Origin of the sequence: Bacillus sp. 03113 (assembly GCF_006546985.1) — a bacterium.
Classification (GTDB): Bacteria; Bacillota; Bacilli; order Bacillales; family Cytobacillaceae; genus VATK01.
Genome location: NZ_VATK01000005.1, coordinates 1 through 26,806, shown reverse-complemented (window position 1 = coordinate 26,806; position 26,806 = coordinate 1). Strand labels below are relative to the sequence as shown.

The 26,806-nt window shown below is 35.4% G+C and carries 28 protein-coding genes and 1 pseudogene; 6 read left to right on the top strand and 23 right to left on the bottom strand.

Annotated elements, in window-relative coordinates; genetic code table 11:
* Nucleotides 1-90: 90 nt before the first annotated feature.
* Complete coding sequence (locus FDO66_RS05490) at nucleotides 91-225, top strand: YqzM family protein (protein ID WP_141431457.1); 135 nt, start codon at nucleotides 91-93, stop codon at nucleotides 223-225.
* Nucleotides 226-495: 270 nt separating this feature from the next.
* On the opposite strand, the gene FDO66_RS05485 is transcribed toward FDO66_RS05490, so the two are convergent.
* From FDO66_RS05485 to FDO66_RS05475, 3 genes are all read right to left on the bottom strand, one after another.
* A complete protein-coding gene (locus tag FDO66_RS05485) occupies nucleotides 496-2,799 on the bottom strand; it encodes a DNA internalization-related competence protein ComEC/Rec2 (RefSeq protein ID WP_258535638.1) in 2,304 nt (767 codons plus the stop codon).
* Between the two features lie 90 nt (nucleotides 2,800-2,889).
* A complete protein-coding gene (locus FDO66_RS05480) occupies nucleotides 2,890-3,456 on the bottom strand; it encodes a ComE operon protein 2 (protein WP_141431453.1) in 567 nt (188 codons plus the stop codon).
* A gap of 364 nt (nucleotides 3,457-3,820) precedes the next feature.
* A complete protein-coding gene (locus tag FDO66_RS05475; protein ID WP_258535637.1) occupies nucleotides 3,821-4,429 on the bottom strand; it encodes a helix-hairpin-helix domain-containing protein in 609 nt (202 codons plus the stop codon).
* A gap of 99 nt (nucleotides 4,430-4,528) precedes the next feature.
* Between FDO66_RS05475 and comER the strand changes: the two genes are divergently transcribed.
* On the top strand, nucleotides 4,529-5,353 hold the full coding sequence (comER, locus tag FDO66_RS05470; protein ID WP_141431452.1) for a late competence protein ComER: 825 nt from the start codon (nucleotides 4,529-4,531) through the stop codon (nucleotides 5,351-5,353).
* A gap of 209 nt (nucleotides 5,354-5,562) precedes the next feature.
* Here the strand turns inward: comER and FDO66_RS05465 are convergent, their stop codons facing one another.
* The 8 genes from FDO66_RS05465 to FDO66_RS05430 are packed head-to-tail and all read right to left on the bottom strand — an operon-like array spanning nucleotide 5,563 to nucleotide 10,588.
* Nucleotides 5,563-6,309 (bottom strand): class I SAM-dependent DNA methyltransferase, encoded by a 747-nt coding sequence (locus tag FDO66_RS05465; RefSeq protein WP_141431450.1) that lies wholly within the window; start codon nucleotides 6,307-6,309, stop codon nucleotides 5,563-5,565.
* Entirely contained in the window at nucleotides 6,306-6,662 is a 357-nt protein-coding gene (gene rsfS, locus FDO66_RS05460; protein WP_141431448.1) for a ribosome silencing factor, read from the bottom strand. The genes FDO66_RS05465 and rsfS overlap by 4 nt, the downstream gene beginning before the upstream one ends.
* Before the next feature lie 4 nt (nucleotides 6,663-6,666).
* Entirely contained in the window at nucleotides 6,667-7,233 is a 567-nt protein-coding gene (gene yqeK / locus FDO66_RS05455) for a bis(5'-nucleosyl)-tetraphosphatase (symmetrical) YqeK (RefSeq protein WP_141431446.1), read from the bottom strand.
* Nucleotides 7,223-7,795 (bottom strand): nicotinate-nucleotide adenylyltransferase, encoded by a 573-nt coding sequence (locus FDO66_RS05450; protein WP_141431444.1) that lies wholly within the window; start codon nucleotides 7,793-7,795, stop codon nucleotides 7,223-7,225. The genes yqeK and FDO66_RS05450 overlap by 11 nt, the downstream gene beginning before the upstream one ends.
* Nucleotides 7,796-7,820: 25 nt before the next feature.
* Entirely contained in the window at nucleotides 7,821-8,114 is a 294-nt protein-coding gene (yhbY, locus tag FDO66_RS05445) for a ribosome assembly RNA-binding protein YhbY (protein WP_141431442.1), read from the bottom strand.
* Complete coding sequence (gene aroE, locus FDO66_RS05440) at nucleotides 8,114-8,947, bottom strand: shikimate dehydrogenase (protein WP_141431440.1); 834 nt, start codon at nucleotides 8,945-8,947, stop codon at nucleotides 8,114-8,116. Before aroE ends, yhbY begins: the two co-directional genes overlap by 1 nt.
* Nucleotides 8,948-8,965: 18 nt before the next feature.
* Nucleotides 8,966-10,069 (bottom strand): ribosome biogenesis GTPase YqeH, encoded by a 1,104-nt coding sequence (yqeH, locus tag FDO66_RS05435; protein ID WP_141431439.1) that lies wholly within the window; start codon nucleotides 10,067-10,069, stop codon nucleotides 8,966-8,968.
* A 3-nt stretch (nucleotides 10,070-10,072) separates the two neighbouring features.
* Nucleotides 10,073-10,588, bottom strand: coding sequence for a YqeG family HAD IIIA-type phosphatase (locus FDO66_RS05430; protein WP_141431437.1), 516 nt, complete (start codon nucleotides 10,586-10,588; stop codon nucleotides 10,073-10,075).
* 437 nt (nucleotides 10,589-11,025) lie between these two features.
* Between FDO66_RS05430 and FDO66_RS05425 the strand changes: the two genes are divergently transcribed.
* Complete coding sequence (locus FDO66_RS05425; RefSeq protein ID WP_141431435.1) at nucleotides 11,026-11,166, top strand: sporulation histidine kinase inhibitor Sda; 141 nt, start codon at nucleotides 11,026-11,028, stop codon at nucleotides 11,164-11,166.
* A gap of 126 nt (nucleotides 11,167-11,292) precedes the next feature.
* Here FDO66_RS05425 and FDO66_RS05420 read toward each other — a convergent pair whose 3' ends face one another.
* Complete coding sequence (locus tag FDO66_RS05420; RefSeq protein ID WP_141431433.1) at nucleotides 11,293-12,069, bottom strand: phosphatidylserine decarboxylase; 777 nt, start codon at nucleotides 12,067-12,069, stop codon at nucleotides 11,293-11,295.
* A 111-nt stretch (nucleotides 12,070-12,180) separates the two neighbouring features.
* Between FDO66_RS05420 and pssA the strand changes: the two genes are divergently transcribed.
* A complete protein-coding gene (gene pssA / locus FDO66_RS05415) occupies nucleotides 12,181-12,720 on the top strand; it encodes a CDP-diacylglycerol--serine O-phosphatidyltransferase (protein WP_181444459.1) in 540 nt (179 codons plus the stop codon).
* Between the two features lie 208 nt (nucleotides 12,721-12,928).
* On the opposite strand, the gene FDO66_RS20735 is transcribed toward pssA, so the two are convergent.
* The gene (locus FDO66_RS20735) at nucleotides 12,929-13,075 is read right to left on the bottom strand and encodes a hypothetical protein (protein ID WP_181444458.1); all 147 of its coding nucleotides are present in this window, start codon (nucleotides 13,073-13,075) and stop codon (nucleotides 12,929-12,931) included.
* Nucleotides 13,076-13,237: 162 nt separating this feature from the next.
* Here FDO66_RS20735 and FDO66_RS05410 point away from each other — a divergent pair, with 162 nt between their 5' ends.
* A complete protein-coding gene (locus FDO66_RS05410; protein WP_141431432.1) occupies nucleotides 13,238-13,567 on the top strand; it encodes a hypothetical protein in 330 nt (109 codons plus the stop codon).
* A gap of 106 nt (nucleotides 13,568-13,673) precedes the next feature.
* A pseudogene (locus FDO66_RS05405) lies at nucleotides 13,674-14,015 on the top strand (sigma-70 family RNA polymerase sigma factor); the annotation flags it as partial.
* Between the two features lie 25 nt (nucleotides 14,016-14,040).
* On the opposite strand, the gene FDO66_RS05400 reads toward FDO66_RS05405, so the two are convergent.
* The 10 genes from FDO66_RS05400 to FDO66_RS05355 form a co-directional block, all read right to left on the bottom strand.
* Nucleotides 14,041-15,537, bottom strand: coding sequence for a recombinase family protein (locus FDO66_RS05400; protein WP_141431428.1), 1,497 nt, complete (start codon nucleotides 15,535-15,537; stop codon nucleotides 14,041-14,043).
* A 228-nt stretch (nucleotides 15,538-15,765) separates the two neighbouring features.
* Nucleotides 15,766-16,554, bottom strand: a complete 789-nt coding sequence (locus tag FDO66_RS05395; protein WP_141431426.1) for a peptidoglycan recognition protein family protein — start codon at nucleotides 16,552-16,554, stop codon at nucleotides 15,766-15,768.
* Between the two features lie 46 nt (nucleotides 16,555-16,600).
* The gene (locus FDO66_RS05390) at nucleotides 16,601-16,828 is read right to left on the bottom strand and encodes a holin (protein ID WP_141431424.1); all 228 of its coding nucleotides are present in this window, start codon (nucleotides 16,826-16,828) and stop codon (nucleotides 16,601-16,603) included.
* Complete coding sequence (locus tag FDO66_RS05385; protein WP_141431422.1) at nucleotides 16,828-17,052, bottom strand: BhlA/UviB family holin-like peptide; 225 nt, start codon at nucleotides 17,050-17,052, stop codon at nucleotides 16,828-16,830. Before FDO66_RS05385 ends, FDO66_RS05390 begins: the two co-directional genes overlap by 1 nt.
* A 26-nt stretch (nucleotides 17,053-17,078) precedes the next feature.
* A complete protein-coding gene (locus FDO66_RS05380; protein WP_141431420.1) occupies nucleotides 17,079-17,366 on the bottom strand; it encodes a hypothetical protein in 288 nt (95 codons plus the stop codon).
* Between the two features lie 66 nt (nucleotides 17,367-17,432).
* Nucleotides 17,433-21,146 (bottom strand): hypothetical protein, encoded by a 3,714-nt coding sequence (locus tag FDO66_RS05375; protein ID WP_141431418.1) that lies wholly within the window; start codon nucleotides 21,144-21,146, stop codon nucleotides 17,433-17,435.
* 12 nt (nucleotides 21,147-21,158) lie between these two features.
* Nucleotides 21,159-22,370: an aggregation-promoting factor C-terminal-like domain-containing protein gene (locus FDO66_RS05370; RefSeq protein WP_141431417.1), complete on the bottom strand. Its 1,212-nt coding sequence runs from the start codon at nucleotides 22,368-22,370 to the stop codon at nucleotides 21,159-21,161.
* A 12-nt stretch (nucleotides 22,371-22,382) separates the two neighbouring features.
* Nucleotides 22,383-23,942 (bottom strand): hypothetical protein, encoded by a 1,560-nt coding sequence (locus tag FDO66_RS05365; protein WP_141431415.1) that lies wholly within the window; start codon nucleotides 23,940-23,942, stop codon nucleotides 22,383-22,385.
* Nucleotides 23,943-23,953: 11 nt separating this feature from the next.
* The gene (locus FDO66_RS05360) at nucleotides 23,954-25,471 is read right to left on the bottom strand and encodes a hypothetical protein (RefSeq protein ID WP_141431413.1); all 1,518 of its coding nucleotides are present in this window, start codon (nucleotides 25,469-25,471) and stop codon (nucleotides 23,954-23,956) included.
* A gap of 263 nt (nucleotides 25,472-25,734) precedes the next feature.
* A complete protein-coding gene (locus FDO66_RS05355) occupies nucleotides 25,735-26,583 on the bottom strand; it encodes a DUF6236 family protein (RefSeq protein WP_141431412.1) in 849 nt (282 codons plus the stop codon).
* Between the last annotated feature and the right edge of the window lie 223 nt (nucleotides 26,584-26,806).

Genomic DNA, 26,806 nt, shown 5'->3' with positions numbered 1-26,806 from the left:
TAAAAGTTAAAAGCGCTTTTTGAGTCAAACGAACATTTTTCTTCAGGGCTGATCAAGCCGCTTACGCTTTTCTTTTAAGGAGGGAGAGAGTTGAACGAATTTGAGAAGAACGTTCAATGCAAAAGAAATGATGTCGTTGATTCTGGTGTAGGATTTATTGTCTCATTTGGTTTCTTTGCAACTCTTTTTATTTTGGCTACTCTCATTCACTATATCGGTTCGTAAATGAGGAGAGGTTGATTGTATTCTTGTTCCTAACAAGAATGAATCAGCCTTTTTTTCTAAGAAATAATTTTTTGAAATTAAACTGGTGTCTAGCTCCGACGTACAGGATGTACTAGTGCCGATGTTGCCACAGGACGTGGCGTACTTAATCGGCTGCGCCTAGCCCTTGTGAAAAATAACCCTTTGCCACTAAAAGTAAAAAGTACTTTTTGAGTCAAACGAACATTTTTCTTCAGGGCTGTTCAAGACGCTTCCGCTTTTCTGTATATATTACGGATTGACAGTCGAAAAAGTTCCACTGTTTCCAATAAAAGTGTAAGTTATCGCTCCATGATGATCGGTTCGTAAAATGGTGATGTTCTTCTCCTTTAAACGCCCGATAATCTCTTTATGGGGATGTCCGTATCGATTATGAATTCCAGAGGAAATCAGAGCAAATTTCGGACTTACATGTTCAAGAAATAATTGTGACGTTGAAGAATCACTGCCATGATGAGCAACCTTTAATATGTCAATATCTAATTCAGGATACTTATCCATTAATTGTTTCTCTCCATTTTCTTCTAAATCACCTGTGAACAACCATTTCTTTCCACCCAATATCGTATACAAAACAACAGACCCATCATTTTTAGAACCACTCTCCTCTTTCATTGGAGATAACACTTTAAAGGTAGAATCTCCGCTTGTCCACCCTTGATTAGAATGAACAAACGTCACCTTTATTTTCTTTTCCACTGCTTTCTCCATAATCTCTCTTTCAAGGTCAGAACGATCTTTTGCGATAGGAAGAATGATTTCTTTTATTTTTATATCATTAATAATAGAAAGAGCTCCCCCAATATGGTCCATGTCCCCGTGTGTTAATATTAGCTTATCAATTATTGTTACCCTTTTACTTTTTAGAAATGGAACAACTGTGTCTTTTCCTACCTCAAAGGAAGAGTCTTTTTTTCTCCAATGCTCCGTTTGAAAGGAAATCGTCCCGCCAGTATCAATTAAGTAATTTCCTTTACCAAAAGGCTCCTGAATGAAAATGCTATCACCTTGACCTACATCAATCATCGTAATTTCACCAACAGGAGAAAGAAATGGAAGCATGTACTGAATAAACATGATTACAACGGGAATGAAAAAATAGTAAGGATGTTTTTTCTTTTCAAAATAACGAAAGGAGGAGGGAATGGTTAAAATATAGGCATATAAAACAAAAAGATTGGGCTTTCCCAATACAACTGTGTTCAAAGGAAAACGTGATAGCAGAATGGCTAAATCATTGGTCATTTGGACAAAAAATGTGAAGGGAAAAAATAAAAAGGATACGTACTCTCCAAAAAGCATCTGAAGAGGCAAAAGGCAAAGCACATAAGGAAATAATACAAAAGAATAAATAGGAACAAAGATCATATTAGTAAAAATTGCCGTCACAGGCAGCTCATAAAAATGGAATAAAAGGATCGGAGCTGTTGTAAGCTGAGCAATGAAGGAAAGGAAGATCATTTTCCAAAACGGCTGAGTACATTTTTGAAGGATGGAGGAAGATAGAAACAATGAAAAACAAATAATAAAAGAAAGTTGAAATCCTATGTTAAAAATATCAAATGGAGAAAAAAATAAATAAAAAAGAAATGCAATACTTAAGTAGTCGATCGAAAGCAACTCCCAAGATTTACCCCATTTTTTCCCAAATAAAACAAACATCGCCATAAGTACAGCACGATTAACCGGAGGATCATTTCCTGCCAATACCGCAAAAAAAGGCAGGAAAAAAATTAAGTACAATTGAATTTTTTCCCTTGTTATACCAAGACGAATGGATATTATAAATACGATCCATACAACAACTCCAACATTTGAACCCGAGATGGCCAATAAATGAACGATTCCCAATTCTCGATACGCTTGACTTAGATCTGAATCCATAAACTCGCGTTCACCAAATACAAGGGCAATGGATATTGGGATCGTTTCTTTCGGAAAATTTTTTTGAATAAGCGAAATCCCTTTTTGACGAAGAGATTGCAGGAATGAAATAAGCGAGTTTTTTTGAGGTTTACATAAGGCGGGATCAAACTGATTAAGCTTTAGGATCCAATGAATATGCTTTCGGTTTAGATAGTTCTTATAGTGAAAGGCATTTTGGTTTCTAGAGGGTTCAGGTTCTTCTAATACTCCTATCAATGGACAGACAGAGCCAGCAAGCTTTACATCCTGCAGCTTCTTCTTCTCTTCTTCTGACTTTATTTGATAGGTCAAGACAATAGATTCATCGTACTTTAATTCATTTCCATACGTATATAACCGGTCTCCATCTATCTTAACAGTATCCGTAAATAGTACGGAAAAATATTTTGCTTGCTCTGGTATTACTGTATGATTTTGTTTCAATTCTGCATGACCAAGTAAAAAATAAACAATAAAGACTACCATTAAAATTAAAAGTTTTTTGTAAGAAAAAGATTTGTTTATTTTTACATAATAGAGAAGGATAAAAAAAATCATAATAAAAAAGATTTTGTCGACAAACTCAACTAAGAGGCCTAATAAAGCAGCCGCAGCAAAATAAACGGTCATTCCTTTCAATACATATACTCCATTCTATTTTCATAATACAGGGAAAGGATCTTGATAACTGCATCTAAACCTTTCCCTATTCAGACAATCTCATTTTTCAAAGAATAATTTCTTTGCTTCTTGTTCCCATTTCATCAGATTTTCTTCATCAAAACTTAGTTTTTTTAATTGAAGTAACAGGTCGTGGATAAATTGTGTTTTTTCCTCCCGTTTCTCTTCAATCATAACTTCTTTTACCTCAACCTGTTCAATCTTCACACCAGCTTTTTCAAACAATTCGATGGCATATGGATGATTTTTATAATCTTGAGCGTAATATACCGTTTTAATGCCTGCCTGTATGATAGCTTTACAGCATTGTAAACAAGGAAAATGTGTGACATAAATATCCGCATGGTCTGTTGGAACTCCAAATTTAGCACATTGCAGTATCGCATTCATTTCCGCATGGATCGTTCTTACACAGTGATTATCAATGACTAAACATCCTTCATCGATACAGTGCTCGCCGCCAGTGATTGACCCATTATAGCCTCCTGCAATAATTCTTTTATCACGAACAATCGTTGCTCCAACTGTTAGTCTTGTACAGGTGCTTCTTAAAGCCAATAAATGACTTTGAGCCATAAAATATTGATCCCATGAAATTCTTTCCATTTTTTTCTCTCCTAGTTTTTTTGTAACACTATTCCCTAGTTTAATGTGAAACCCAAAATAAGGTCAAATTGTTTTTAGTTAAAGCTGTTTTCGTATAGATTGTTGCTTTTAAACGCGCAGCCTGCATACACTTCGCTTTCCGTGGGCGAGCGTCAAGCCTCCTCGTCGCATACGCTCCTGCGGGGTCTCGCCTTTCTCGCATTCCTACAGGAGTCTACGTGTATACAGGCTGCTCCGTAACGTTTCTCCCAATGTTTTTTATGTCAAAAGCAACAAACATTGAGAAAACAGCCTTAGTTAAGGAATCATCTATCAAAGATCATGACAAATCATTTTTTACAGCCGCTTCCACCTATCCCCTTCTTTACTGAACAGTGATATGGTCTTTTAATTTTTCAAACGTCTTTTCTCCAATTCCACTAATAGATTGAAGGTCCTCTATTTTTTTAAATGGCCCATTCGATTCACGATATTCAATAATTGCCGCAGCCTTAGATGGCCCTATCCCTGGTATGGTTTGCAGCTCCTCCTCATTTGCTTTGTTGAGATTCACTTTTCCGCTACCGTCTTGAACATTTCCTGGATTTTCTATTGAAGTGATTTGTTGTTCTTGCACCTCCCCGATTTCAGGAATGTAAATGACCATTTCGTCTACTACCTTTAAAGCAAAATTAACGCTATCCTTATTTGCATTCTCTCTTAAGCCACCCGCTTTCGTAATGATGTCCATTACTCTATCACCTGGCTTAGCTTCAAAAATCCCTGGATGCTGAACAGCCCCCTTTACATCAACCATCATCGTTGTATTTAATGGCTCTTTATTTTCATTCGTCATCCTCTTCTTTTCACCTAAGTCCTGTGCCATTTCTTCATTTACAATTGGCTGTTCTTTTTTTACATAGGAAAAATATACATATAAAAGGATTATGGTACCAATGAACCCAATAATAATTTTTGTTTTGTTTTCTTTCACCCAGCTCAAAGTTGCTCATTCCTTTCAACTTAGAATATTCTAATTGGTTATGTCATATCGTTATATGAGAAAGATTGATCGTAGAGGAGTGATGGAACCATGAGAGTCGGAATAATTGGCACAGGGAATATGGGGAAAATATTAATTGAATCATTTCTTGACGGAAAAGCCGTCACCCCAGCCTCTCTTACCATTATGAATCGAACTAAATGGAAAGCGTTAGAAATAAAAAAGATTTATAAAGAAATAAATATCGCCAATCACCCTATCGAGGTAGTTAAAAAAACGGATTTGCTATTCATTTGTGTGAAACCACACGATGTTTATACAGTACTAAAAGAGATTTCTCCTTATTTAACAAAGGATCAATGCATTGTTTCCATTACTAGCCCTATTAGTGTGGAGCAATTAGAGTCCATCGTTTCTTGTTCAGTAGCAAGGGCTATACCAAGCATTACAAATAGAGCACTTGCTGGAATAACATTATTAACTTACGGAAAGAATTGCGAAGAAAAATGGAAAAAAACTATACAGAACATTTTAGAAGCTATCTCAACACCAGTTGAAATTAAGGAAGAAATTACAAGAATCGCTTCAGACATTGTTAGTTGTGGACCTGCGTTTTTCAGCTATATCACGCAGAAATTTATTGAGGGCGCAGTAAAAGAAACTCAAATAAATAAGGAAACAGCAACCATTTTGGCAAGTGAAATGCTTATTGGATTTGGGGAATTGTTAAAGAAAGGGTTTTATACTTTGCCGAGCCTACAAGATAAAGTTTGTGTGAAAGGCGGCATCACAGGGGAAGGAATAAAGGTTCTTGAAAGCGGTATAGATGATGTTTTTGAAAAGGTATTTCATGCTACAAATGAAAAATATCAGAACGACTTAATTCAAACAAATAAATTATTCACCCTTAAATAATTCTATATTCACGCTCTAATTCCTTTTTTTATCAAAATATTTTTTTAAAAGGTGACCAATATTTTTCTTTGGTCACCTCGAAAAGCGTTGACACCTTGTTCAACCACGACTGACATAATACGCAATACGAAGGAAATCCAAATTTCAAGAGTATTGTGGCATATGATCAAGATGTCAGGACTAGTTATCAATCTTAATTAATAAAAGATTTATTTCTTTCTTGCAATAAAAAAGATTCGTTCAGATTGTTCTACAGGATCCATATCAAAGAAGTCAGCGATTACCTCAAGCACTTCAAACCCTGCAAAATCAAGCCATTCCACATACTTTTCAATCGGAAAGGTTCTTTGTTTATGAAGTTCATCATAACGATGATAATGACCTGATGCTTGATCTAGCTGAAAAAAGGTTAATTCATGCTCTACACTGTTTTCATATTCCCCCAAATAGCAATCCCATATATAGCAGACTTCTTCCTCTTTAAAAGTAAAGCTTTGATCCACAAAAATATCATTGATTTTAAAAAGGGAATGGACATCAAATAAAAACAGACCTCCATTTTTTATATGGTTCGAAACAATTTTAAAGGTTTGGATCACATCTGTATTTGTTTCTAAATAATTCAACGAGTCACAAAATATTCCAACGAAATCATAGGTTTCCGTTAATTGCAGCTCACACATATTCTGTTCAATGAAAAAAATTCGCTTTTCATTTTGACCTGATTTGGATTGTGCAACAGCTAACATATCAGAAGAAAGATCAACACCCGTCACTTCATAACCAGCATTAGCAAGACGAATCGATAGCTCTCCTGTACCGCATGCAAGATCTAAAAAACGATTTCCCTTAACTTTATATTTCTCCTTCTTTCTTTCAATTAAACTGACCCATTTTTCATAAGGGACATCCTTCATGAGTGAATCGTAAAGATATGCAAATTTTTCATAACTCATTGATTCAATTCACTTTGAAGATTCAGTGTAGGTGCGTCTCCCCATAAGCGTTCAAGATTATAATAGCTCCGTTCATCACGATGAAAAATATGAGCGACTACATCCCCAGTATCAACAAGAATCCATTTAGCTTCATCGAAGCCTTCCATTCTCTTAACAGTTGCACCAAGCTCCTCGACCTTTTCCTTCATTTCTTTTGCAATAGCTTGAACCTGTTTATCAGAATTACCATGGCAAATGATAAAATAATCAGAAATAAGCGAGACACCCTTCATATCTAATACAACAATATCTTCCGCTCTTTTATCATCTGCTGCCTTTACAGCTGTCATTAATAGATTGTTTTCACCCATTCAATCAATCCTCCTTCAAATTTACCAAATCATTATAGGTGTGAAAGGTTAATGGAAAAACCGTTTGATTTTTTTTCATTAAAAATGAAATTGTATTTATTATCGCTTGAATCAAAGCGCTGTTTACATTTGATTCCGCTAATTTTCTTACTTCGTCTACACCAGGAAATTTTCTTCCCGGCTCAATGTAATCAGCTAAATAAATAATTTTTTCTAATAAGCTCATCCCCGGTCTTCCAGATGTATGGAATCGAATCGCCTGCAAGATATCTGGATCTGAAATTCCTACTTCTTTTTCTACGAGATAGGCTCCTACTGGTGCATGCCATAGCTCACTATTAAATAGTAATAAATCCGGATCAAATTTCTCTCTTTCTATGATTGCTTTCATTTCATCCTTTGGGCGAAACTTCGCATAATCATGAAAAATAGCTGCAAGTTCTGCTTTTTTTTCGTCTACTTGATATTTCTTCGCCAGCATAATGGCTGTATTCATGACCCCTACTGTATGCACATATCGACGCTCGGTGATTTGTTCTTTCACGATTGCTAGAGCTTGATTACGTTCCATATAATTGATTCTCCTCTATATAGGATTTTACAGAATCAGGAACCAAGTATCGAATGCTTTGCCCTTCCTTTAACCTATCACGAATATTATTCGATGAAATGTTAATTTCCGGCACTTCTACATAGGTGATAGAATAGTTTTTCGTTTCGTGATTGTATAAAGGCCTATTTACTCCGACAAAATGGACTAATTCCATAAGCTCCTGTATTTTATACCACTTTGGTAAGTATTCAATCATATCGGCCCCAATAATAAAATAAAATTCAATCTTTGGGAATCTTTCCGTTAAGATTTTCATTGTATCATATGTGTAAGAGCGCCCTTCTCTTTCCATTTCAATCGTCTGTATTTTAAAATATGGATGATTGGATATTGCGATGTCAAGCATATCTAGCCTATTTTGATTGGTAATACAGGTCGTTTTTTGCTTATGAGGAGGTTCTTGATTAGGCATAAACCAAATCTCATCTAACGATAATGAATGAAGAACTTCATTTGCAATGATAAGGTGGCCTACATGTGGAGGGTCAAACGTTCCTCCAAGAATACCAACTTTCTTCAAGTTTTCTCCACCTTCTTTAACCCTATTATGATGGTAATACAATTTTCTTATTTTCCTTCGATTCCTTATAAAGGACGATTATATTTCCAATTACTTGAACAAGCTCTGCCTTAGCACCTTCAGCCATTTGCACTGATACAGTATTTTTATCTTCATCACAATTTTGTAATATGCTAATTTTAATTAATTCCCTTACTTCTAATGCTTCAGCAATTTGTTTAACCATATTTTCATTTACGCCCCCTTTTCCAACTTGAAAAATTGGATTTAAATGGTGGGCTTTAGATCGTAAAAATCTTTTTTGCTTTCCAGTTAACATTATTTACCTCCTAGCTGTTTCAATACATTTTCTTCCATTCGAAGTGTGTTCGGAAAGATTCCAGTCCATTTTTCAAAAGCAAGTGCTCCTTGAAAAACGAACATACTAATTCCATTTTGCGTGATGGCACCGGCTTCTTTTGCATTCTTTAAAAATTGAGTTTCAAGCGGATTATAAATGATATCACTTACAAAACAATTCTTTTTCATACTTGCAATAGATAGAGGCTGGTTATTTATATTCGGTGACATTCCGATTGGTGTTGTTTGAACAATTAGATCGTATTGAAATAAATTCGTTTCAGCTTGTTCATTTGTCAATACATTGGTTGGGACAGAATAAGGACAAACCTGTACAAGTACATTTGCTTTTTCAAACGTTCTATTACAAAGATCAAGTCTTTTGACCCCCATGCTAGCCATTGTATAATAAATGGCTCTCGCCGCTCCACCTGCACCAATAATGAGTACCTCTTTGTCTAATAACGAATCAATTTGCTGTAAAATCCCTTTAATATAGCCACTTCCATCTGTATTATACCCAATCCATTTGCCACCATCATTAACCACTGTATTTACTGCTCCGATCGCTTCGCTAAGCGGATCTAAATGATCTAAATATGGCATGATCTCTGTCTTATGCGGTACGGTTACATTAAAACCAGAAATATCCATCTCTCTCAACTGTTTTAACCCTTCTTGAAGTTCTCCTTTTTTTATATGAAAGGGTTTATAAACAGCATCTATTTGATAATGTTCAAATAGATCGTTATGCATTGCAGGTGACATTGAGTGAGCAATCGGATCCCCTATCACTCCATATAGTTGTTTCACATTCATATCTCCTCTTATTTAAATCAAAGACTTTCTAACTAAAGCATGTACGCCTTTAGGTACATAAACAGATACCTTTATCCCGGGCTCATTTACGGTAATCCAACCTAAACCGGAAAATACAATATCTGTTTTTCCATCTTTTATTGTAAAATCATGTCTAACTAGCTCAGGAAATGTATCCATTTGTTCTGTTCGAGGCGGCGTCAGCATTTCACCAGCATGCTTTTCATATAAATCCGCGGCATTTTCCATCTTTGTACGATGTATCAAGATTTCATTCGAAAAATAACATACAAAGGATTTTCTTTCACCTTGCACAAAATCAAAGCGAGCCATTCCTCCAAAGAATAACGTTTGCCCTTCATTTAATTGATACACCTTTGGTTTGATTTCTTTTTTAGGTGTAATAAGTTTTAAATCACGTTTATCAACGTAATGAGCCATCTGATGATGATTAATAATTCCAGGGGTGTCAATCAGGGCTTGCCCATCTGATAATGGAATTTCAATAATATCGAGTGTTGTACCTGGAAAATGGGAGGTTGTAATAACATCTTCCTCACCTGATACTTCCTTTAATATTCGGTTGATAAAGGTCGATTTTCCTACGTTTGTACAACCGACAATATATACATCTTTCCCATCACGATAAGAATCAATCGCTTCTGTTACTTCTTTAATTAATAACCCTTTGGATGCACTTACAAGAAAAACATCTAATGGCCTTAAACCAAGCTGTTTCGCTTCTTGTTTCATCCAATTCATTAATTTATTATGCTTAACTGACTTCGGAAGCAAATCTACTTTATTACCAATGAGTAATATTTTATTGTTCCCAACAAAACGGTGAAGACCTGGCAGCCAGCTCCCATTAAAGTCGAAAATATCGACAATATAAACGATTAGGGCATCACTTTTCCCGACTTCATTTAGTATTTTTAAAAAATCATCATCTGTTAATTGAACATCCTGAACCTCATTATAGTGTTTTAAGCGAAAGCATCGCTGACAAATAATAGGTTCTTTCTTTAAGGCGGATGGAGGGGCAAATCCTAATTCCGAAGGCTCCTCTGTTTGAATTTTTACACCACAACCAATACATACCCAATCATTACTCAAATGTTAATCCTCCCACTGTATCAATCCTTTTTTACGAAACCAATTTAATATTTGTCTTTCTACTTTTCTGTTGAATTTAGTAATGAAACCATCTGTTTGCGCCACTGGAACAACCAATATCGTTTGGAATCCACTTCTGTTACCACCAAGCACATCCGTCAGTAATTGATCACCAATTACAACGGCTTCTTCCTTTTTAATATTCATGACCAATAGTGCTCTTTTAAACGCACGTCTCATCGGTTTTCTTGCTTGAAATAAAAATGGTATATTTAAAGGCTCTGAGAAGGCTTTCACTCTGCTCTCATTATTATTCGACACAATTGTAACCTTAATATTATTTTTTTTCATTTCTTCAAACCACTTTATGATCGTAGGAGTAGCATAAGGACGATCCCATTCGACTAATGTGTTATCCAAATCCGTAATGATTCCCTTTACTCCTTTTGCCTTCAAAAAATCAGGCGTAATTTCAAGAATGCTTTTTACATGCTGATCTGGTAAAAAATGCTTTAACAATTGTTTTTACACCTCATCTATAATCCATATTTTCCGTATTCATCATAACCAATTTTAAACGCTCTTTCAAAGCAATTCAGTGAATTTTTCTTATTTTTCCTGTTTACATATTAAAAATGACTGATCATACGTATAAGAACATACAATCCAACAAAAATAATAAGTCTTTATACCCATCATAGAAAATATTTCGACAAATTGTTCCTAATTAAAAGTCTGTGGATAACTTTATACACATTGTACACACTGATTTATTCATTCACTACATATTTACAAACATGTTAACCACAAGTTATCCACTATATCCTGTGGATAACAGAACGATTGTTCTAATCGGATATTTTTGGTAGAGTAGGAATACAGATAAACAACCTAATAAAATATGCGTGATAATGAAAAATAATTCCTGTTTTTTTGAAATGGAGGTGGCCCCTGGCATGCATAAGCTGTCAGATGAATTATTAATTGAATCGTACTTTAAAGCAATGAAGCTTAATTTAAACCCCGAATTTATTCGCCTGATTGAAATTGAAATTCACCGACGCTCATTATCCCACAAAATAAGAGTATCTTCATAAGAAAGCGCCTAGATCAGCGGACTGAGATAAGACTCAGGGAAAGGTATGTATAAAGAACTCTGAGTCTTATATAATTTTAGGCTGAACAAGGCGCCCTCATATTTTTTCCTATAAAAGTTAGTTGATTTAATTTGACCAGCCAATTACTTCTCCGACCTTTACATGGTAGGGAAGCTTAAATGGTTCCAGTTGAAATTTATCCTTTTCAAACAACAGCACAACAGTTGATCCAAATGAAAAATACGCCATCTCTTCTCCAATTCGAAGCATATTTTCGCTATAGGTTAATTCAATGGAATTGATAAACATGGCACCTATTTTTACAATCGAAAGTGATGCTCCATCCTGTTCGATCTCTGTTACAATGCGGAAATTTTTTGAAAGAGGTGCTTTCCCGTACTTTAGTCCAATTTGGTTCACTGGATATGAATTCGCTCCTAGAGTCCATTGATCTTTTATCTTTCCAGAAATAGGACTGTGAATGCGGTGATAGTGACTCGGACTTAAATAAAAAACCATAAAGGTTCCGTCAATATATTTATTCAATATCTCCTCTTTTCCTATCATTTCAAGAATTGAATATACTTTATCTTTTACGAATATGGTATGATCCGAACGAATTTTTCCTTTATCGTGTATAACAGCATCCACTGGGCTAACGATAGAATGAGCTTTAAAATGTCTTGGCCGAACCCCTGGTTTAAGCTTGCGAATAAAAAAATCGTGCAAGCATTTGTATTCCTCTAACGGCTTTTCCATCTCCTCCTTATTTATTTGATAAACTCTTGAAAAAGAAGGAATTAATAACTTACTTATCGGTGAACAAGTAAATTTTTTTAACAATAAAGATGTCCATTTTCCATTTGTTAATTCGATCATGAACCGATATAAAATTTGAATCAAATAAAATTACCTCCAAAATTTTCATGTATACCCTTTACGAAATAGCATAAAAACTTTACAATAAAATATTATTAAATAAATGGTTTTCCCTTTCCAAAAGGAGTGAGGAGCTTGTTTTTCCTACATGTTGTAGATCAGAAGCTTAAGAAACTAAAATCACAAACTGCGAATATGTTAACATTAATGAATTTATCCTTGGGAGGATTTGCGATCATTTTCACGCTTAAAGGCGAGTTGAATTTAAGTTTATTGCTTATTTTTATCGCTGCTCTTGCAGATCGGTTTGATGGGTTGGTAGCTAGAAAATTTCATATTGAATCAGAGCTAGGGAAGCAATTAGATTCCATGAGTGATATTATATCATTTGGTGTCGCGCCCGCACTATTATTATATCAAGGAATTTTATTTGAATTTGGTGCTCCAGGTTCTTTTTTCACTGTTTTTTATATAGGGTGCGGAGCCTTTAGACTCGCTAGATTTAACATTTCAGAAAATAACTGTTTTTTTACAGGTTTACCAATCACAGCAGCTGGCTGCTTATTAACGTTAAGCTTTCTCGCGATCCCATATTTACCTTATCAAGCCTTTTTCTTCATTATAATTATTCTTTCACTCTTGATGATCAGTCCATTCAAACTTAAAAAAGTATAGTAAGAAAAGCGCAAGCGCCTTGATCAGCCCAGAAGAAAAATGTTCATTTGACTTCAAAAGTGTGTTCTTTGCTTTTTAAGGCAAAGGGTTATTTTTCACAAGGGCTAGGCGCTGAAACTAGACAGACAAGAAAAGCACAAGCTCCGATTTGAACCGGAGCTTGTGCTTTTTCTTATCTCTTGGTATGAAATAAAGTTTCTTCTTCGTTTTAACAGCCCTTCTCAAAATACCACCAGCCTCCAAAAATTAATAAGATGACCAATAGGATGATAAATAGAGCGAACCATGCGCCGCCTCCATAGTAAGGGGCTGAATATGGAGGATAAGGTGGGGTGCAAGCATGTCCATAAACCATACCATTAACTCCTTTCTTCTTTTATTGTTATTAGAATATGCCTAACTGATAGATTCGTATAGGTAACCCTCCCATTTTAAAGAAAATCTAATCATTCCTTCTCCCATTCTCATGAAAACATTTTAGGGACATACAATGGTTATTAGGAAGGGAGAGAAAATAATGAAAAAGCAAAAATACTTTTTCCTATCGATTGGTCTGCTTCTTCTTTTAACTGCTAGCTTTTATTTCGATTCACCTTTTTCCATCCTCAATCAAGATTACGTCTACTATACGAATGGAAATACATCTGTAAAACCTGTTCATTTATTAAAATCAGATCAACAATCAAAACCACAACCAGCTCTTGAAATGCTTCTTGTAAGATCCCACAAGGAGGATGGGTATATAGTTGAAACCTATAGAGAGTACGAAATATATCGAAATTCTGAAAACAAGATCATAAAAAAAATTCCAACATTAAATTACCAATATCTTAAATATAAAAAATAGCTTATCTTTTTAAGAATTTGATTAGTACAGGCACAAAGACTCTTCTTTGCACATATAGTGTAATGTTAGTCTCTTGCTGGTTAACACACCTAATGGAGGTGAGGAGATGTCTGCTTTTTTTACAGCATTAGGATACTTTTTTAAAGAGCTAATTTTTCTCGTATCATACGTTAAAAACAATGCCTTTCCTCAACCGCTATCTGCTGCTGAAGAAAAAAAATATTTGCGGTTGATGACAGAAGGGGATGCCCATGCAAGGAATATGCTAATTGAACATAATTTACGACTTGTAGCACATATTGTAAAAAAATTTGAAAACACTGGAGAAGATTCAGAGGACCTTATATCAATTGGAACGATCGGACTTATTAAAGCGATAGAGAGCTATTCTGAAGGGAAAGGAACAAAACTAGCTACGTATGCTGCTCGTTGTATTGAAAATGAGATACCTATTACAATAGGTATCTGCTAAACTAAAATAAATGGATATCTATGGTTTCGCTATCAATAATAACGATCTCTTTAACGGCTGTACGAATAGAATTTTGTTTTATTTCAAATGTAATTTCTCCATCACGATATTTACTGTAATATTCAATGCTTTTTTGTAAGGCTATTTTGCTTGGTTCTTTTTCTAGTTCTGCTTTTATTTCATCGGTTAATTGTTTATACTTAGATTGAAGTTCTTTTTCTTTTGATTGCAAGTTGCGTATTTGTTCCTTGATTTCTTCAAGATCAATCTCATCATCTTCTGCTAGGCTGACAAGTTTGAATAATCGCTTGCGGCCTTTTTTTGTTTTCTCTATTTCTTGTTCAATGTGACTTATTTCTTCTATTGTATAGTTTTTATCATTCATTTCACTATATTCATTAATTTTTTCCGGATTGTTAAATAGTTCAAGAATTTGACTCCATACAATATTATTAAGTTTATTCTCACTCATTAGTTTTCCGCAACCTTTATTTTTAGCACCAGCATAATTTTTACGGCACTCGTAAACATAAAAATCTTTTCCGTGTGATTTTCTTTTTCTTCCTGTCATTGTTTCGCCACAACGCCCACATCGGACTAAACCAGAAAGAAGGTAATCGTGCTGACCGTAATTAGTATACCTTCTTCTTCCTTGTTCTATTAAAGATTGAGCATACTCAAATTGTTCTTGAGATATAATAGAAGGTATTTTTGTGACAATCCACTCTTCTTCTGGACGCATTTTCACTTCTACTTTTTCCCCTGCTTGCTTTTTTACATAATCTCCTACTGTGTCATAACGGTTTTGAATGTAAGTTCCTGTATAAGACTCGTTTATTAGGATCTGCCTAACAACTTGACGATGCCACACTTTACCGCCCATTTTTGTTGGTGCTCCTATTTCGGTTAAATGTAGAGCGATGCCATTTATACCTTCATATGGGCTATCTGCATCTGTATAATAATCAAAAATCATACGAACAAACTTCGCTTCTTTTTCATTGATAGAATAAGTGTTTTTTTCTTTATCAAAATCATAGCCATATAGATTTGAATCCTTTACAACTAGACCTTTTTTAGCTTTTCTGTATTTTCCAGTCATCGTATTGTGCTTAATCTTAGCCTTATCATATTCCGAAAAAGCCCCTCTTATTTGAAACTGCATTTGTCCTTCTGCATCATCTCTGTATTCTGTACGGACAAACTGAAGCTCAACTTTATGCTTTTCAAAATTTTCTTTAATTAGTAACTGGACAAGTAGTTTTCTTGAAAGGCGGTCAGGATCATAACATATTACCCTTGTAATTAACCCGTTTTCGATATCTTCTTGAAGTTTCATTAATGCAGGGCGATTAATTATCTCTCCGGTATAACCATCATCAACATACTGCAATACTTCTTTTGTTCCAGCTAACTTAATGCAATCTTCAATCTGTCCTTCTACGCTGTAACCTTTTGTTTGTTCCTCCGTGCTCACGCGGCAATATATTGCTATCACGTTTCATCTGCATCTCCTTTCTATACATCTTCAGAATATAATGATAGCATCTTTGAATATTTTCGTCAGTATGAGGACCTTTAATAATTTTAACTTTCATAATGTATCACCTCATTACAATGTATGAAAATAGGGATTGTCCATATTAACACAAAAAAATAAGCCCCTCTCAATCGAGAAGGGCTTCTGTCTTGGTTGACTAACACGGCAGTGATTTTAGTATATGCTTTATTTTGCTTCTCCATACGCACGTCCGTAACCTTTTGTTTGAAGCTCGATTACGAGTTGTTTAGCATGATCGAGTGTTGTATCGACCACAAACATATACGGATCATCTTTCTGAGGTTGTTCGTTAGGTTTATATTGTTTCAGATTAACTCCTTCACATTTAAATCCTCTACCTTCATATTCTCGGACGAGAGCAACAGCTTGCCAAAAAGCTGTATTTGGCACAATGACTTTGTAAGGGACTCCTGAAGTTAATAATGAACCGACTCTATTCTTGAAATCATCAAACAATGCAGGATTTCTTACAAATGGTGCTGGGCAGTTTTTACCTGTGATGTCATGATGACGATAGATGTCACTTGAAGTAAGATTAAACATTCTGCATAGTTCAGCAACTACTTGGATCGATCTAGAAATGGTATTTGGATGAATGGTGCCATCCTTTTCAACGCACATTTCTACACCGATTGAAGTTAAGTTTGCCCCACCTTTTTTATAATAAGATGCAGTTGCAGCGAGTTTAGGAATTCTACAAGGTTTTTCATTAGCATGATAAGCAACTTCGGTCAACGGAATCATTAGTGTAGCACTGTCACTATCGATGAATATATGAGCTGAAGCATACCTACCTCCACCACCGTCAGCTCCGTCAAAAAAGTCTTGTTCTCTTTCATCGCTCGCTCCAGGTGTAGCAGTCCAATGGATAACGATTCCTTTTACTCCTAATAATTTTAGTCCAGGTCTTGAGTAACTATTTTTGATGACAAATTCCTCTTTCCATATAGCCATTTTATCGTCTCCTTATATAAAATAAAAAGCCACCCGTGAGGGCAGCTTATTTTTTAATGATTTTTGATTGGTCAAAAAGTCCGCTGGCTGATAGTCCGATCATAAGACCATACATAACCTTTTCCTGTATGGATCCACCGACATAAAAAACACCTGCCAACAACCCTAATACTAGGGATACAGCAGGTAGATATTTTGTAGGAATAAACTCCATTTTCTTAACAAACTCAGTTAATGCGAGTACCACCGCAATGATAATAGTTATTTCAAACATTATTTATCCCCTCCATCAAATATTCTTGTTTCTATTTTTGTTAATCGTTCTTTTACATCTTCTGATAACGTCTGGATGACAGAGACATACTTATCCTCACGAGCAATATACCTATTCTCACGCTGATTGTTTGTATAAAGCACCCAAACAAGTAATGCTATGAATAAAGCAAAAGGCAAACCATATTGGCTTGCCACCTTTTGAAACATATCCCATAATGTCATGATCTACCTCCAATAAAAAAAGGACTCTAAGAGTCCCCTTCATTTTCGTTGCTTGTTCCTTTAATAAAATGCCTATAAAAAAGAAATCCAAGCGCATATAAAATAACAGCCCATATTGAATACCCATAATATTGTGGAGCATAATCTTTAACTATCCCGGGCGAAAGAAGTAAAAGAACAAATATCCCCACAAACAAAGCAATTTTAAAACCTTTCTCTTCCCAAATTGAAATAAAACTGATAACTCCATAAAATACACTTCTTAATACAACTAGACATAAAACAGATATAAATAACCAAATAAATATTTCCATCCTATGCCCCCTTTCAAATAATGGGTTTATGACTAAAATTATACTCTTTTACATTGTAAAATCATATTAATTTTGAGCTTTTTGCATTTCCGAAATTAAATGGAGCATTTTTATATTTCTTTCTCGGTCTGATAAACTTCTATCTTTGCTTAATTCTTTCATTTTTCTTTCAAATGTCTTTCTTTTTCTTTCCGACATCAACTGATCGTAATATAATTTTCCGTTACCTGTTAATTCTGCATTTTTATATTCAGTCGTTTGTTTTTCGCTTAATGGTCTTCTTTCGTTTTTATAATAGTCTCTTGCCTCACCGGTTGAAGAAGGTCCTAATAATGGTAACTTTAAAGAATTAATTCCACCAGTATTTACAGGATACATTAATTCTTTACCTGGTCCCGAAAATGGTATGGTTTCACCGTCACCTTTATAAACACCTTTATTTTTGAGTGTTTCAAATCCTTTCAATGTTTTCCTTACTTGAGCAGCACCAAAAGGCATAACAGCGTATAAAGGATCTTGTAGTGGTTTTGTTAAAGTTAATCCAGTACCAAAACGGTTAGGATTACGTGATCCGAATAGATCTTTGTATTTTAAATCAGTCATTGGAACTTTTTTATCAGTATTAACCATATTAGTCAGCAAATTTCCTCCTGGTATATTACCGACTATTTCGCCATTTAAAGATGCTAAAGCTCCTAACGATTTTTGACCTATGCTTCCATCTGTCTTTTGATACCCTTCTTGCGATGCTCCTACTGGATCAAAAGAAACTCCACTTCCTCTTATATGTTCCATAACCTTATTTAATCCATATGAAGCAACTAGAAATGTCATAAGACCAGTTGCATCTTTTTCACCAACCATTTCTTTTAAAACTTTCCATTGATTTCCAACTTCTAATGTGAAAGGTGCTACCAACTGAACTGTTTTTGATTTTTGCGCTAACGGAACCTCACCAATACCTCGCCCTGCAACGATTTTTCGTGTCTCATCATCAGCATACTTGATAGGATTTAACGCACCTTTCGCTAATCCTTTGCGATACATCGAATTCCAGATAAACGAAGTACCTGATTTATCAGCAGTCTCTAATAACCATACAGCTAATTTCTTAGGTTGCTCAATTAATTTCTGATCGAAACGTCTATATAGTTGATTTGAAAAACGCTCCTTCAAGAAATTAGATTGATTAATTGGAACTGATTTATTTCCTTTTCCTAGTGCTTGTCCCGAAGCTTGAATGAGTGTATCTGCTAGACCTGTGATTGCATGTTGTTTCGCTTTCCCTATCCCTAAAGGTACACTACCAACTTGTCCTAGTGCTGATGATAAGTTTCCCACAATCATATTACTTTTCACCCAACTATTAATACCAGATGTAACTCTAACACCTTTTCGCCCAATAACTTTTTGTATTAATCGGTCATAAGGATTTGTTTTTCCTGCTAAGTCATTAGCATGGTCTTGTAATGCCTCGATGATTTTATTAGCGTTCCTAGTTTCTTCGGTTGCATCAGCCAATTCCTTTGCTGTATTTCGTAACACAGGAATAACCGGATCGACATTAATGGAGTGAGTAGCAGCTTGTAAGTATTTTAAATAACCACCTACAGCATCACTAACATATTTTCCATTTCCCCTCTTTTGCATAAAACCCTGAAACTTCGCTTTAGGTCTTGTAAAAGGAGATATTCCTTCAAGGTGAGGATCTATATTCGCTGGTGTATCAAACAAGTTTTTAATTCCTTCAAATCCTGTTAACTCATTGAAATGATGATAATAATCAGATCGTTTAGGAACAATCTTTTCTGGATTGTTAGGATATAGAGAAGATCGAACACTATTAACTTGATCGATTAATTTATCATACTGTTCTCTAAAATACTTGTCTGCCGATACAATTCTCTGCCATTTATCAGGATGAACTTTCTTCAGTTGTTGGAGATTAATACGATTAATTTCATCAGGAGAAAGCTTATTAGGATCAATCCCTCGTTTTCTTAGATATCTCTTTACTAATGTTTTTTCTCCAAAGTCTTGGACTAGGGCTGATTCTTTTGAACCTTTTTTGATTCCAAGATTTTTAACGACGTTATTGTACAAATCATCTGTTAACTGTTTTTGGTGGTTAATATTTGATTGTTTCGCTTTATCTAAAGATGTGACAATCCTATTTCTTTGTTCTTGCGGTAGTCTGTCCGCTAATCTGTAAAGGTCAGTGGTACCAACTTGGAAAGAGTTTAAATCTTTTACATTTTGCAAAGATTTAATATTTCCATCATTCTTTGTTGGAGTTTGACTTTGTTCAATATTTTCACTCACTCTTTTTAACGGACCGCCATTGTCATTCATGGGTGTAATAGATTCAAAACCTCTGCTTCCATTCCCTTTATTACCAGCTCTGATTGTTTCAAAACCATTCGGAGTTATTGATCTTTTAAACTGTAATGGCTTTAACTCTGGCGCTGCCTTTTTTGGTAAAGTTACATCTATTTGTTTAGGTTGCGAATTAAAACCTTTCGGATAAGCAAGATCAACAACCTGATCAAGTTTTACAGGCTCATCATACTTTGCAAATTGACTCCATAGATCATCAAGAGATTCCTGTGTTAAACGATTTTTATCATAGTTTGAATTCACATGTTTAGTGAAATCCTCGTAACGATTTTGCCAATATTGCTGCCCTCTATTTAACGGATCGATAGAACGTTCAACTGGTGATAAATTCGGTCGTGCTTTAGGTGTATTCTTAGTGTTATATCCAAAATTAAGACCAGCGTTTCGAATACGGTTAGATACAGGTTCGTTAAGTCTTAACTGTGGCGCTGGCAATCTTAATTGCTCTCTGACTGGTTCCGATGCTTTAGGAATGTTTTTCAATCCCTTTAACTTAGAAAGCTTTCCTAATGCTTCTGCACCTTTTCCTACAGCACCAGCACCAATAAGATTCAATGGATCCAAAGCCACTTCAGAACTAGCTCCAGCCGTTGTTTTACCTATTTTTGATTTTGTTTTATTACTTACGAATGGAGAAATAAATTCACCTAGTGGTAGTTTGTCGATCACTTTTTTACCAAGTACCCTTGCCGCAATCTGGTCTTTCTTATCCTTATCAGGATTAAATCCTAAAGCTTTATTAAGCTCCGTACCAGATGTATTTTTCTTACCTAAGAATCCATCTTTCGCACCTTTTAAGAAGCTATTTCCTTGAGCTTTTTCTTTTATACCTGTACGAACGGCATCACCTGGTCTATCTATTATCTCAAGAGCCTTCAACAGCCCGTCACGTTTACCATCACCATTTGTGTCCTTGCTTTTGAGGAAATCAGAAAGCTTTCCTAATGCGTTACCCGATTTCTTTTTATTCTGATTTGCTGACTCTTCTTCCATCTGAGCACGATTATAAGGAGTCATTTGGGTGTAATCTATGCCTTTTTTTCTTCCTGCAGCAATCGCTTTATCCTCTTTTTTTTGATTCTTAGGAGTAGGAAGATGACCGCCACGCCCTTGTGCTTCGGCTTTTTGCTGTTTATCTGCAATCTTACCTTGTGCTTTGTTTTCTCTTTCCCATGATTCCTTGCTCATTCCGTAGGTTGCTTCTTCCTCAGCTTGTTTTTGTCTTTCTCTTAACCTTTTGAGAAAATCTTGTCTTGCTAATTCAGTTTGGAATTTTAAACGTCCTGATTCGCTTGCACGAGAAAGGCCCGCGTTATACGAGCCATTTCCGTACATGGAATCGAATATTCTTTTATATTTATTTTCATCGAAATTGTATGCCATTTATTCACCTACTTAGTACCAATGTGGATTTCGCGAATCCCACTTACGTAATGCTTCTTCTGGCGTGCCATAACGGTCCTTTACGTATTGAGCCATCATGACTAATTGGTTAACAGGATCGCTATAACTCATTTTCATTTTCTTTTCATAATTGGAACGTGTAGAAGTTAAAAACTGCCCATAACCATGAGCAGATGAAGTCGGATTTTTAGCTTTCGAATTCCAGCCTGATTCCCTACCAACAAGCTCCGTAAGAGCTGGCGCCCAAGAAGCTGGAACACCCCTCTTAATCGCTTGTGACAAATCTGATTGGTAAGTCTTGAAGGAACCACTCTTACTAGATTGTTGTTGAGTTTTGTAATTATTTGAGTAACCGCCCCCTTTCTGACTACCCTGAAAATTTCGGTAAAAGTCCAATTCGGCTTGAGATTGTGCATTTTTAGAGGCTAAGTCTGTGTTAAACGCATAATTTTGCCAAGCTCTATCTTCTCCATAACGCTGCCTATCCCATTCTAGTTGAGCTCTTTCTTGAGCACTCATATTATTAAAGGTATATTGCCTCCAAGCTTGCTCAGAAGCAGCCTGTTGTCTCTGAAAGGCTTGTTCTTCGTTATAACGTTGATCACTTATATAATCCCTAGATTGCTGGTACATCTGCTGATTTGCTTGGTTTTGAGCTTGTAGCATAGCGTTCGCTCGTTGTTCCTCTATTGAGTTACGAATCGCCTGTTCTTGAGATGGATCGTTTGCATTTGCTATCTGACGGTCTATATCAGAGTAAGCTCTTTGCTCATTATTATTGATATCATTCAATGAGTTTTGACGAGCAGCATTTAAATTAGCTGAAGCTGTGACGTTTTCTCCACTCGATGAAATACCATTTGCAGCCATTAACTCACGCAACCTCTGGACACTTTGTTGACTGACAACATCAGCTTGGTTCCTTTGTTGCTGGAACTGCGGTCTTAATTCTGTTTTTTGCCTATTTAAATCAGTTGTCGCTTTTTGTTGTTGTGCTCTTAACTGATCTAATCTATTTTTTGTCTGTGCGTCATAGAGAGAATTAATTTGTGATTGCGATTGTTCGTAAGGGCTTGTGGTATACGCTCGATAAGTACCGTTTTTCCTTTGACCGTTTTCGTTATACCATCCATTCTGCCGAGTAAAATATTTACCTGTACCCATTTCTCCGTACAGGTTATCTCCTAATCTAACATCAGCCATAGTCCCACCTCCTTAATACGATACAGAATCTAAGAAATATTGATAGCGTCCAGATAATGGAGTAACCGAAATATACGCCTTAACTTGTCCAACAGGATAATTCGCATTTGTTATTCTCAGATGACCCGTTGAATAACTAAAAGTAGGGTCACCATATCCTGCGGTATTATCACTATCGTATGGGTTTGTCGTTAACGGAACAACAGTTCCAGTATTTTGGTCAAATACATTTCCATAAACAAGTAAAGCACGGGCGAACCGATAATTAGGTCCTACAATCAAAACGTTTACAATAACACTTTCGTTATTCTGAACACGAACTGTATTCGTATCTCCTTGATTCAAATTGAAAATAGCTTGATATGGTTTTCTCTGTAAGCTAACAGAACCATCACTATTGATTTGTGCTCGATCACATAAAATTAACCTACCAAGTGATGCTTTGTTATCTAAATGGGTAGTGCCACCAACTAGATATACTGGATTTGTTGCAGGGTCGGCAAGTTGACATACATAGCCCGTACCAAAGCATTCTGTATTAATGTGACCATGGAATGTTACAGGTAAAGAGGATAAATTCTTAATAATTGGCGTACCACATCGAATCCAAATAGTGCTATTCTTAGGAGCGTTATACACTTCGCAACCTGGTCCTATTAAAATTTTAGGATCAACAGCCGTTTCAGATTGGTTAATTGTACAATCATTCAACCCAGATCCATGAAAGCTTTCTGTTCCGTTCGTCTTTCGATATTCAACAGCTATTTTACAAGTTTCAAGGAAATCGCAACTGTCACCAACACATTTTTCTGTGAATCCATCTTCGTTATGAAATAAAATACCTACTTTATTTGTACCGAATTGACATTTATAAGCGTCCACGCCAACAGTATCAGCAAATTCAATTGCTATACTATCTGCGTTACCTTCGAATCCAACAAGCATGACTCCGCCGCCAGCCATTTGCCCCGATCCACCTTTAAACTTAATTGCTGCTTTACCAGCTGGCATGTTAGGATAACGAATAACTGTTTGTTTATACCCTCTACCTATGATCAGAGGTTGTTTAAATGATTCTTGTGTAGCTCCAGTATCTATGATTTCGATATCATCAGTTAAAATAATCGGAATTGATCCTTTGCTAATAGATTTAGCAATAATTCTTTGCAATCGTCCTGTATCATCCACTTCCAAAGGTAACCTAATTTCTTCATCGATGGATACAGCTTGTTTCTCTAACCTATCAATCCTAGCTGCGTTCCCTTCATTTGATTGCGAAGGTGTTAAGCCTTGCCACGTGCCTAGGTGATCGCCTGTTTTGTTAGTCTTTACGTCATATAAGCTCTGTAATATCGCTTGTATGTTTGTTCCTGTTAAACCTGTTATAGGAGTAGACCCAATATTTTGTGCAGCTGATTGAGCTTCTAAATCATCCATAAGCTTATTTAAAAACTCTCTAACCTCATTGGGAGCAGCGTCAAAGTAATCTTTTAATTGTGATGCAGTAATCGAAGGCTTGTCTGCCAAATCGGTTATTTTTCTAGTAAATTGTTCTAATCTATCAAAAGGCATATATCTTCACCTCACTTGATTAGGGATTGATAACGGTATTTAACACCTAATGACAATATCCCTAAACTTTCATCTAATTTATCGTTCTTAAGAATAGCTTGGAAAACGCTTATCTTTTTGGCTTTGACTTTCACCATGTTCTCTTGTGGAAATGTATTCGTTAAAAATGTAAAATCCGAAAAATCAATTTGAGTGAAATCAAATAGATCCATTCTCGTAGTTTTGATTATTTCGCTAGTCTTTTTATCTGTTACATAGTAAACATCTACACTCGTTTTGGAAGAAGGTTTTAAGCTATAAAACACCTTTTCAACCAATTTCCTATATTCATCAGCACCAAAAGTGATATATTTCGATTTCCAGTATGCGTTGATTGCTTGTCCATCGTCATTGTAAGCAAATCCATCATCTTCACGTTTAAACCTATATAAAAGCCCCTCATTCGCGCTACCAAATAGTAAATCTTGGTTAAGCTCAATAAAATGAGAGGCGTTAATATTGTCATATAAGTACCATTCTTTTGTTGAATAATCGTAGATATAAGCATTTCCATTAACGATGAGCCAATATTTACGATCAAAGTCATAAGCAACGGCATCTTTTAAGTTTGTTTCTCGTAACAACTTAGCATCCACAGGAGCCGAGATATGTTGTACATTTCGTTCGTCTCTTACATTTGAACCTGTCAGCATGTAAACACCATTCTTAGAAAGAGCCACAGGGTTGTTCTCGATGATCTGAATACTTTTAGTAGAAATGGTACCGACCTGATCATTCAAAGGCTTAGAAGGGAAACTAGCTACTCCTTGATCATTTAAATCAAAGGTTACTTGATGATAGCCATTTTCTCGATGGACAACTAAATAATCATATTGTTTCGAGAATCCCTTTACTCGATCATTAAATTTATAAAATCCATTTTCAGGCGCATAGGTAGGATCTTGTAATCCTAATCTCCATACATAATCAGGCATATCAGGGTTGCCACTTAAGAATACCCTTGTGTCGTTCGATCCTCCAAAGATTGTATGAAAACGGCATTTCTTTATTCGATCAGCTAATCCAGCGATTGTTTTGGAAGCTGTGATAATTACGTTGTTTGTTCCTGTTGCTGGAACTGAATTGAATGTGATCTTTCCATTTGCTCGATCTACTGTAAAGTCGGTAAACTCATTCTTCTGCACGCCGTTTACCATTGCTGTGATCGGACTGGTATCCAACCCAGTTAAAGACATCTGATATACTGTTGCAGAACCGTCAGAACTAAAACTATCTTTAAACTTTGATCCCAACAAATTAAAGTCCTCATAAGCCGTACCACCTCCAGCAGGAGGTTTTGAGATAAATAGAGTAGGAACGTATGGAGTAACCTCTGCTATAGTGTTACCGTCATAAACAAGGTACTTTGAACCATCTATGAAGTAACATTTATCATTAAAGGAAAACATACATAAATCAGTATCGTTTACGTCTGTTAATTCAATCGGATCAACCAATTCTGTATAAAGTATTTCTTCTATAGTAGGCATATGTCACCTCTTTTCTGCATAAAAAAAGAGGGCTCGTGTGAGTCCTCGTTAAAAATTATGAAGCTGCGTAGTTTGGTCAATTATTGTTTTCTTTCTATAAAACATTGGATTTCAAAGTACCAAAAACCCAAATTGCAAAAATGACGTCCTCTATCAGAATAACGATACATTGGTTTAGCTATTCTAAACCCTAAATATTTTTTGGGAAGATGACTATAAAGATCAAACGATAAAATCATAGCAACCTCCTTATTGTCTAAATATTATTTTAATTCTTTGTCAGCATAATATAAGTATGCATAGTCCTTTAATTCAGTTGGAATACCTTTAGGTTTTAATGACATTTCTGAATTAATTTTAATAAAAGATGAAGCAAATCCCATAGTAGCACCTAAACCAGCCGTAATTGGAACATTTAGAATTGTACCTGCTCCCGCTGCACCAATTGCACCAAAAAAGGTGTTTCTTATTGCCTCTCCTAAGTCAAATCTAATTTTTACACTTCCTCTAAACCTTTTTATCTTCGATTCGTTCATCACTTTATCAATAGAAATAATTTTTCGGTAAATATTTTCAATATATGTTAACATTGCTCTTTCAGAATCACCAGACTTAAGTAACTCCTGATAAAAATTATCCATTAGAAATCTGAACTCTAATAATTCATCGTTCCTTTTTTCTTTAAAATGCATAATATCTTCAAAAGAAACATCTGATGAAGGAACTGGCAACCCATTATAAAGATTAAATTCAATTCCCCTATCTAAAACTGTTTCACTTCTCGGTAAAACTAAGTCTATATTTTCTTGTCCTAGAGACCAACACCCTTTTTCAACTTCGTTATTCATTCTCAAGGCCATCAATTGCCCTTTCAAGTAAAGTTCGGTCATTTCTCCACTCAATTGAATTTGCACTCTCGTTTGCTTTAAAACACCTACATTTTTTAGATATTCTATATCAGGAGAATCCCCAAATCCAATTATGTTATTTTGAGGAAAATCGATTTTATCCCAATACAATAGATATTGTCTTAGTTTTATTGGATCAATACCATTTATCGTCATGCTATTTTTTCCAGTAATTTTAATTGGTGAAATCACTATACCTCTCATAAAACAAATACCTCCTTTTTTCTTCCTTTATTCGACAGAAAAGGAGGTATTTCCTTTGTTTTAGATATGTCGCCATATAATTCCATTTTCAAACCAAAAATATAAAGAGCCCGATATGAGCTCTTTCAAAAAATATGATGTTTCGCAGTATGGTCCGACTATTTAAAAACAACTTGCTTTTCTTTATGGTAAACGCGAATTGATTCTTTTGCTAATTCAAAAT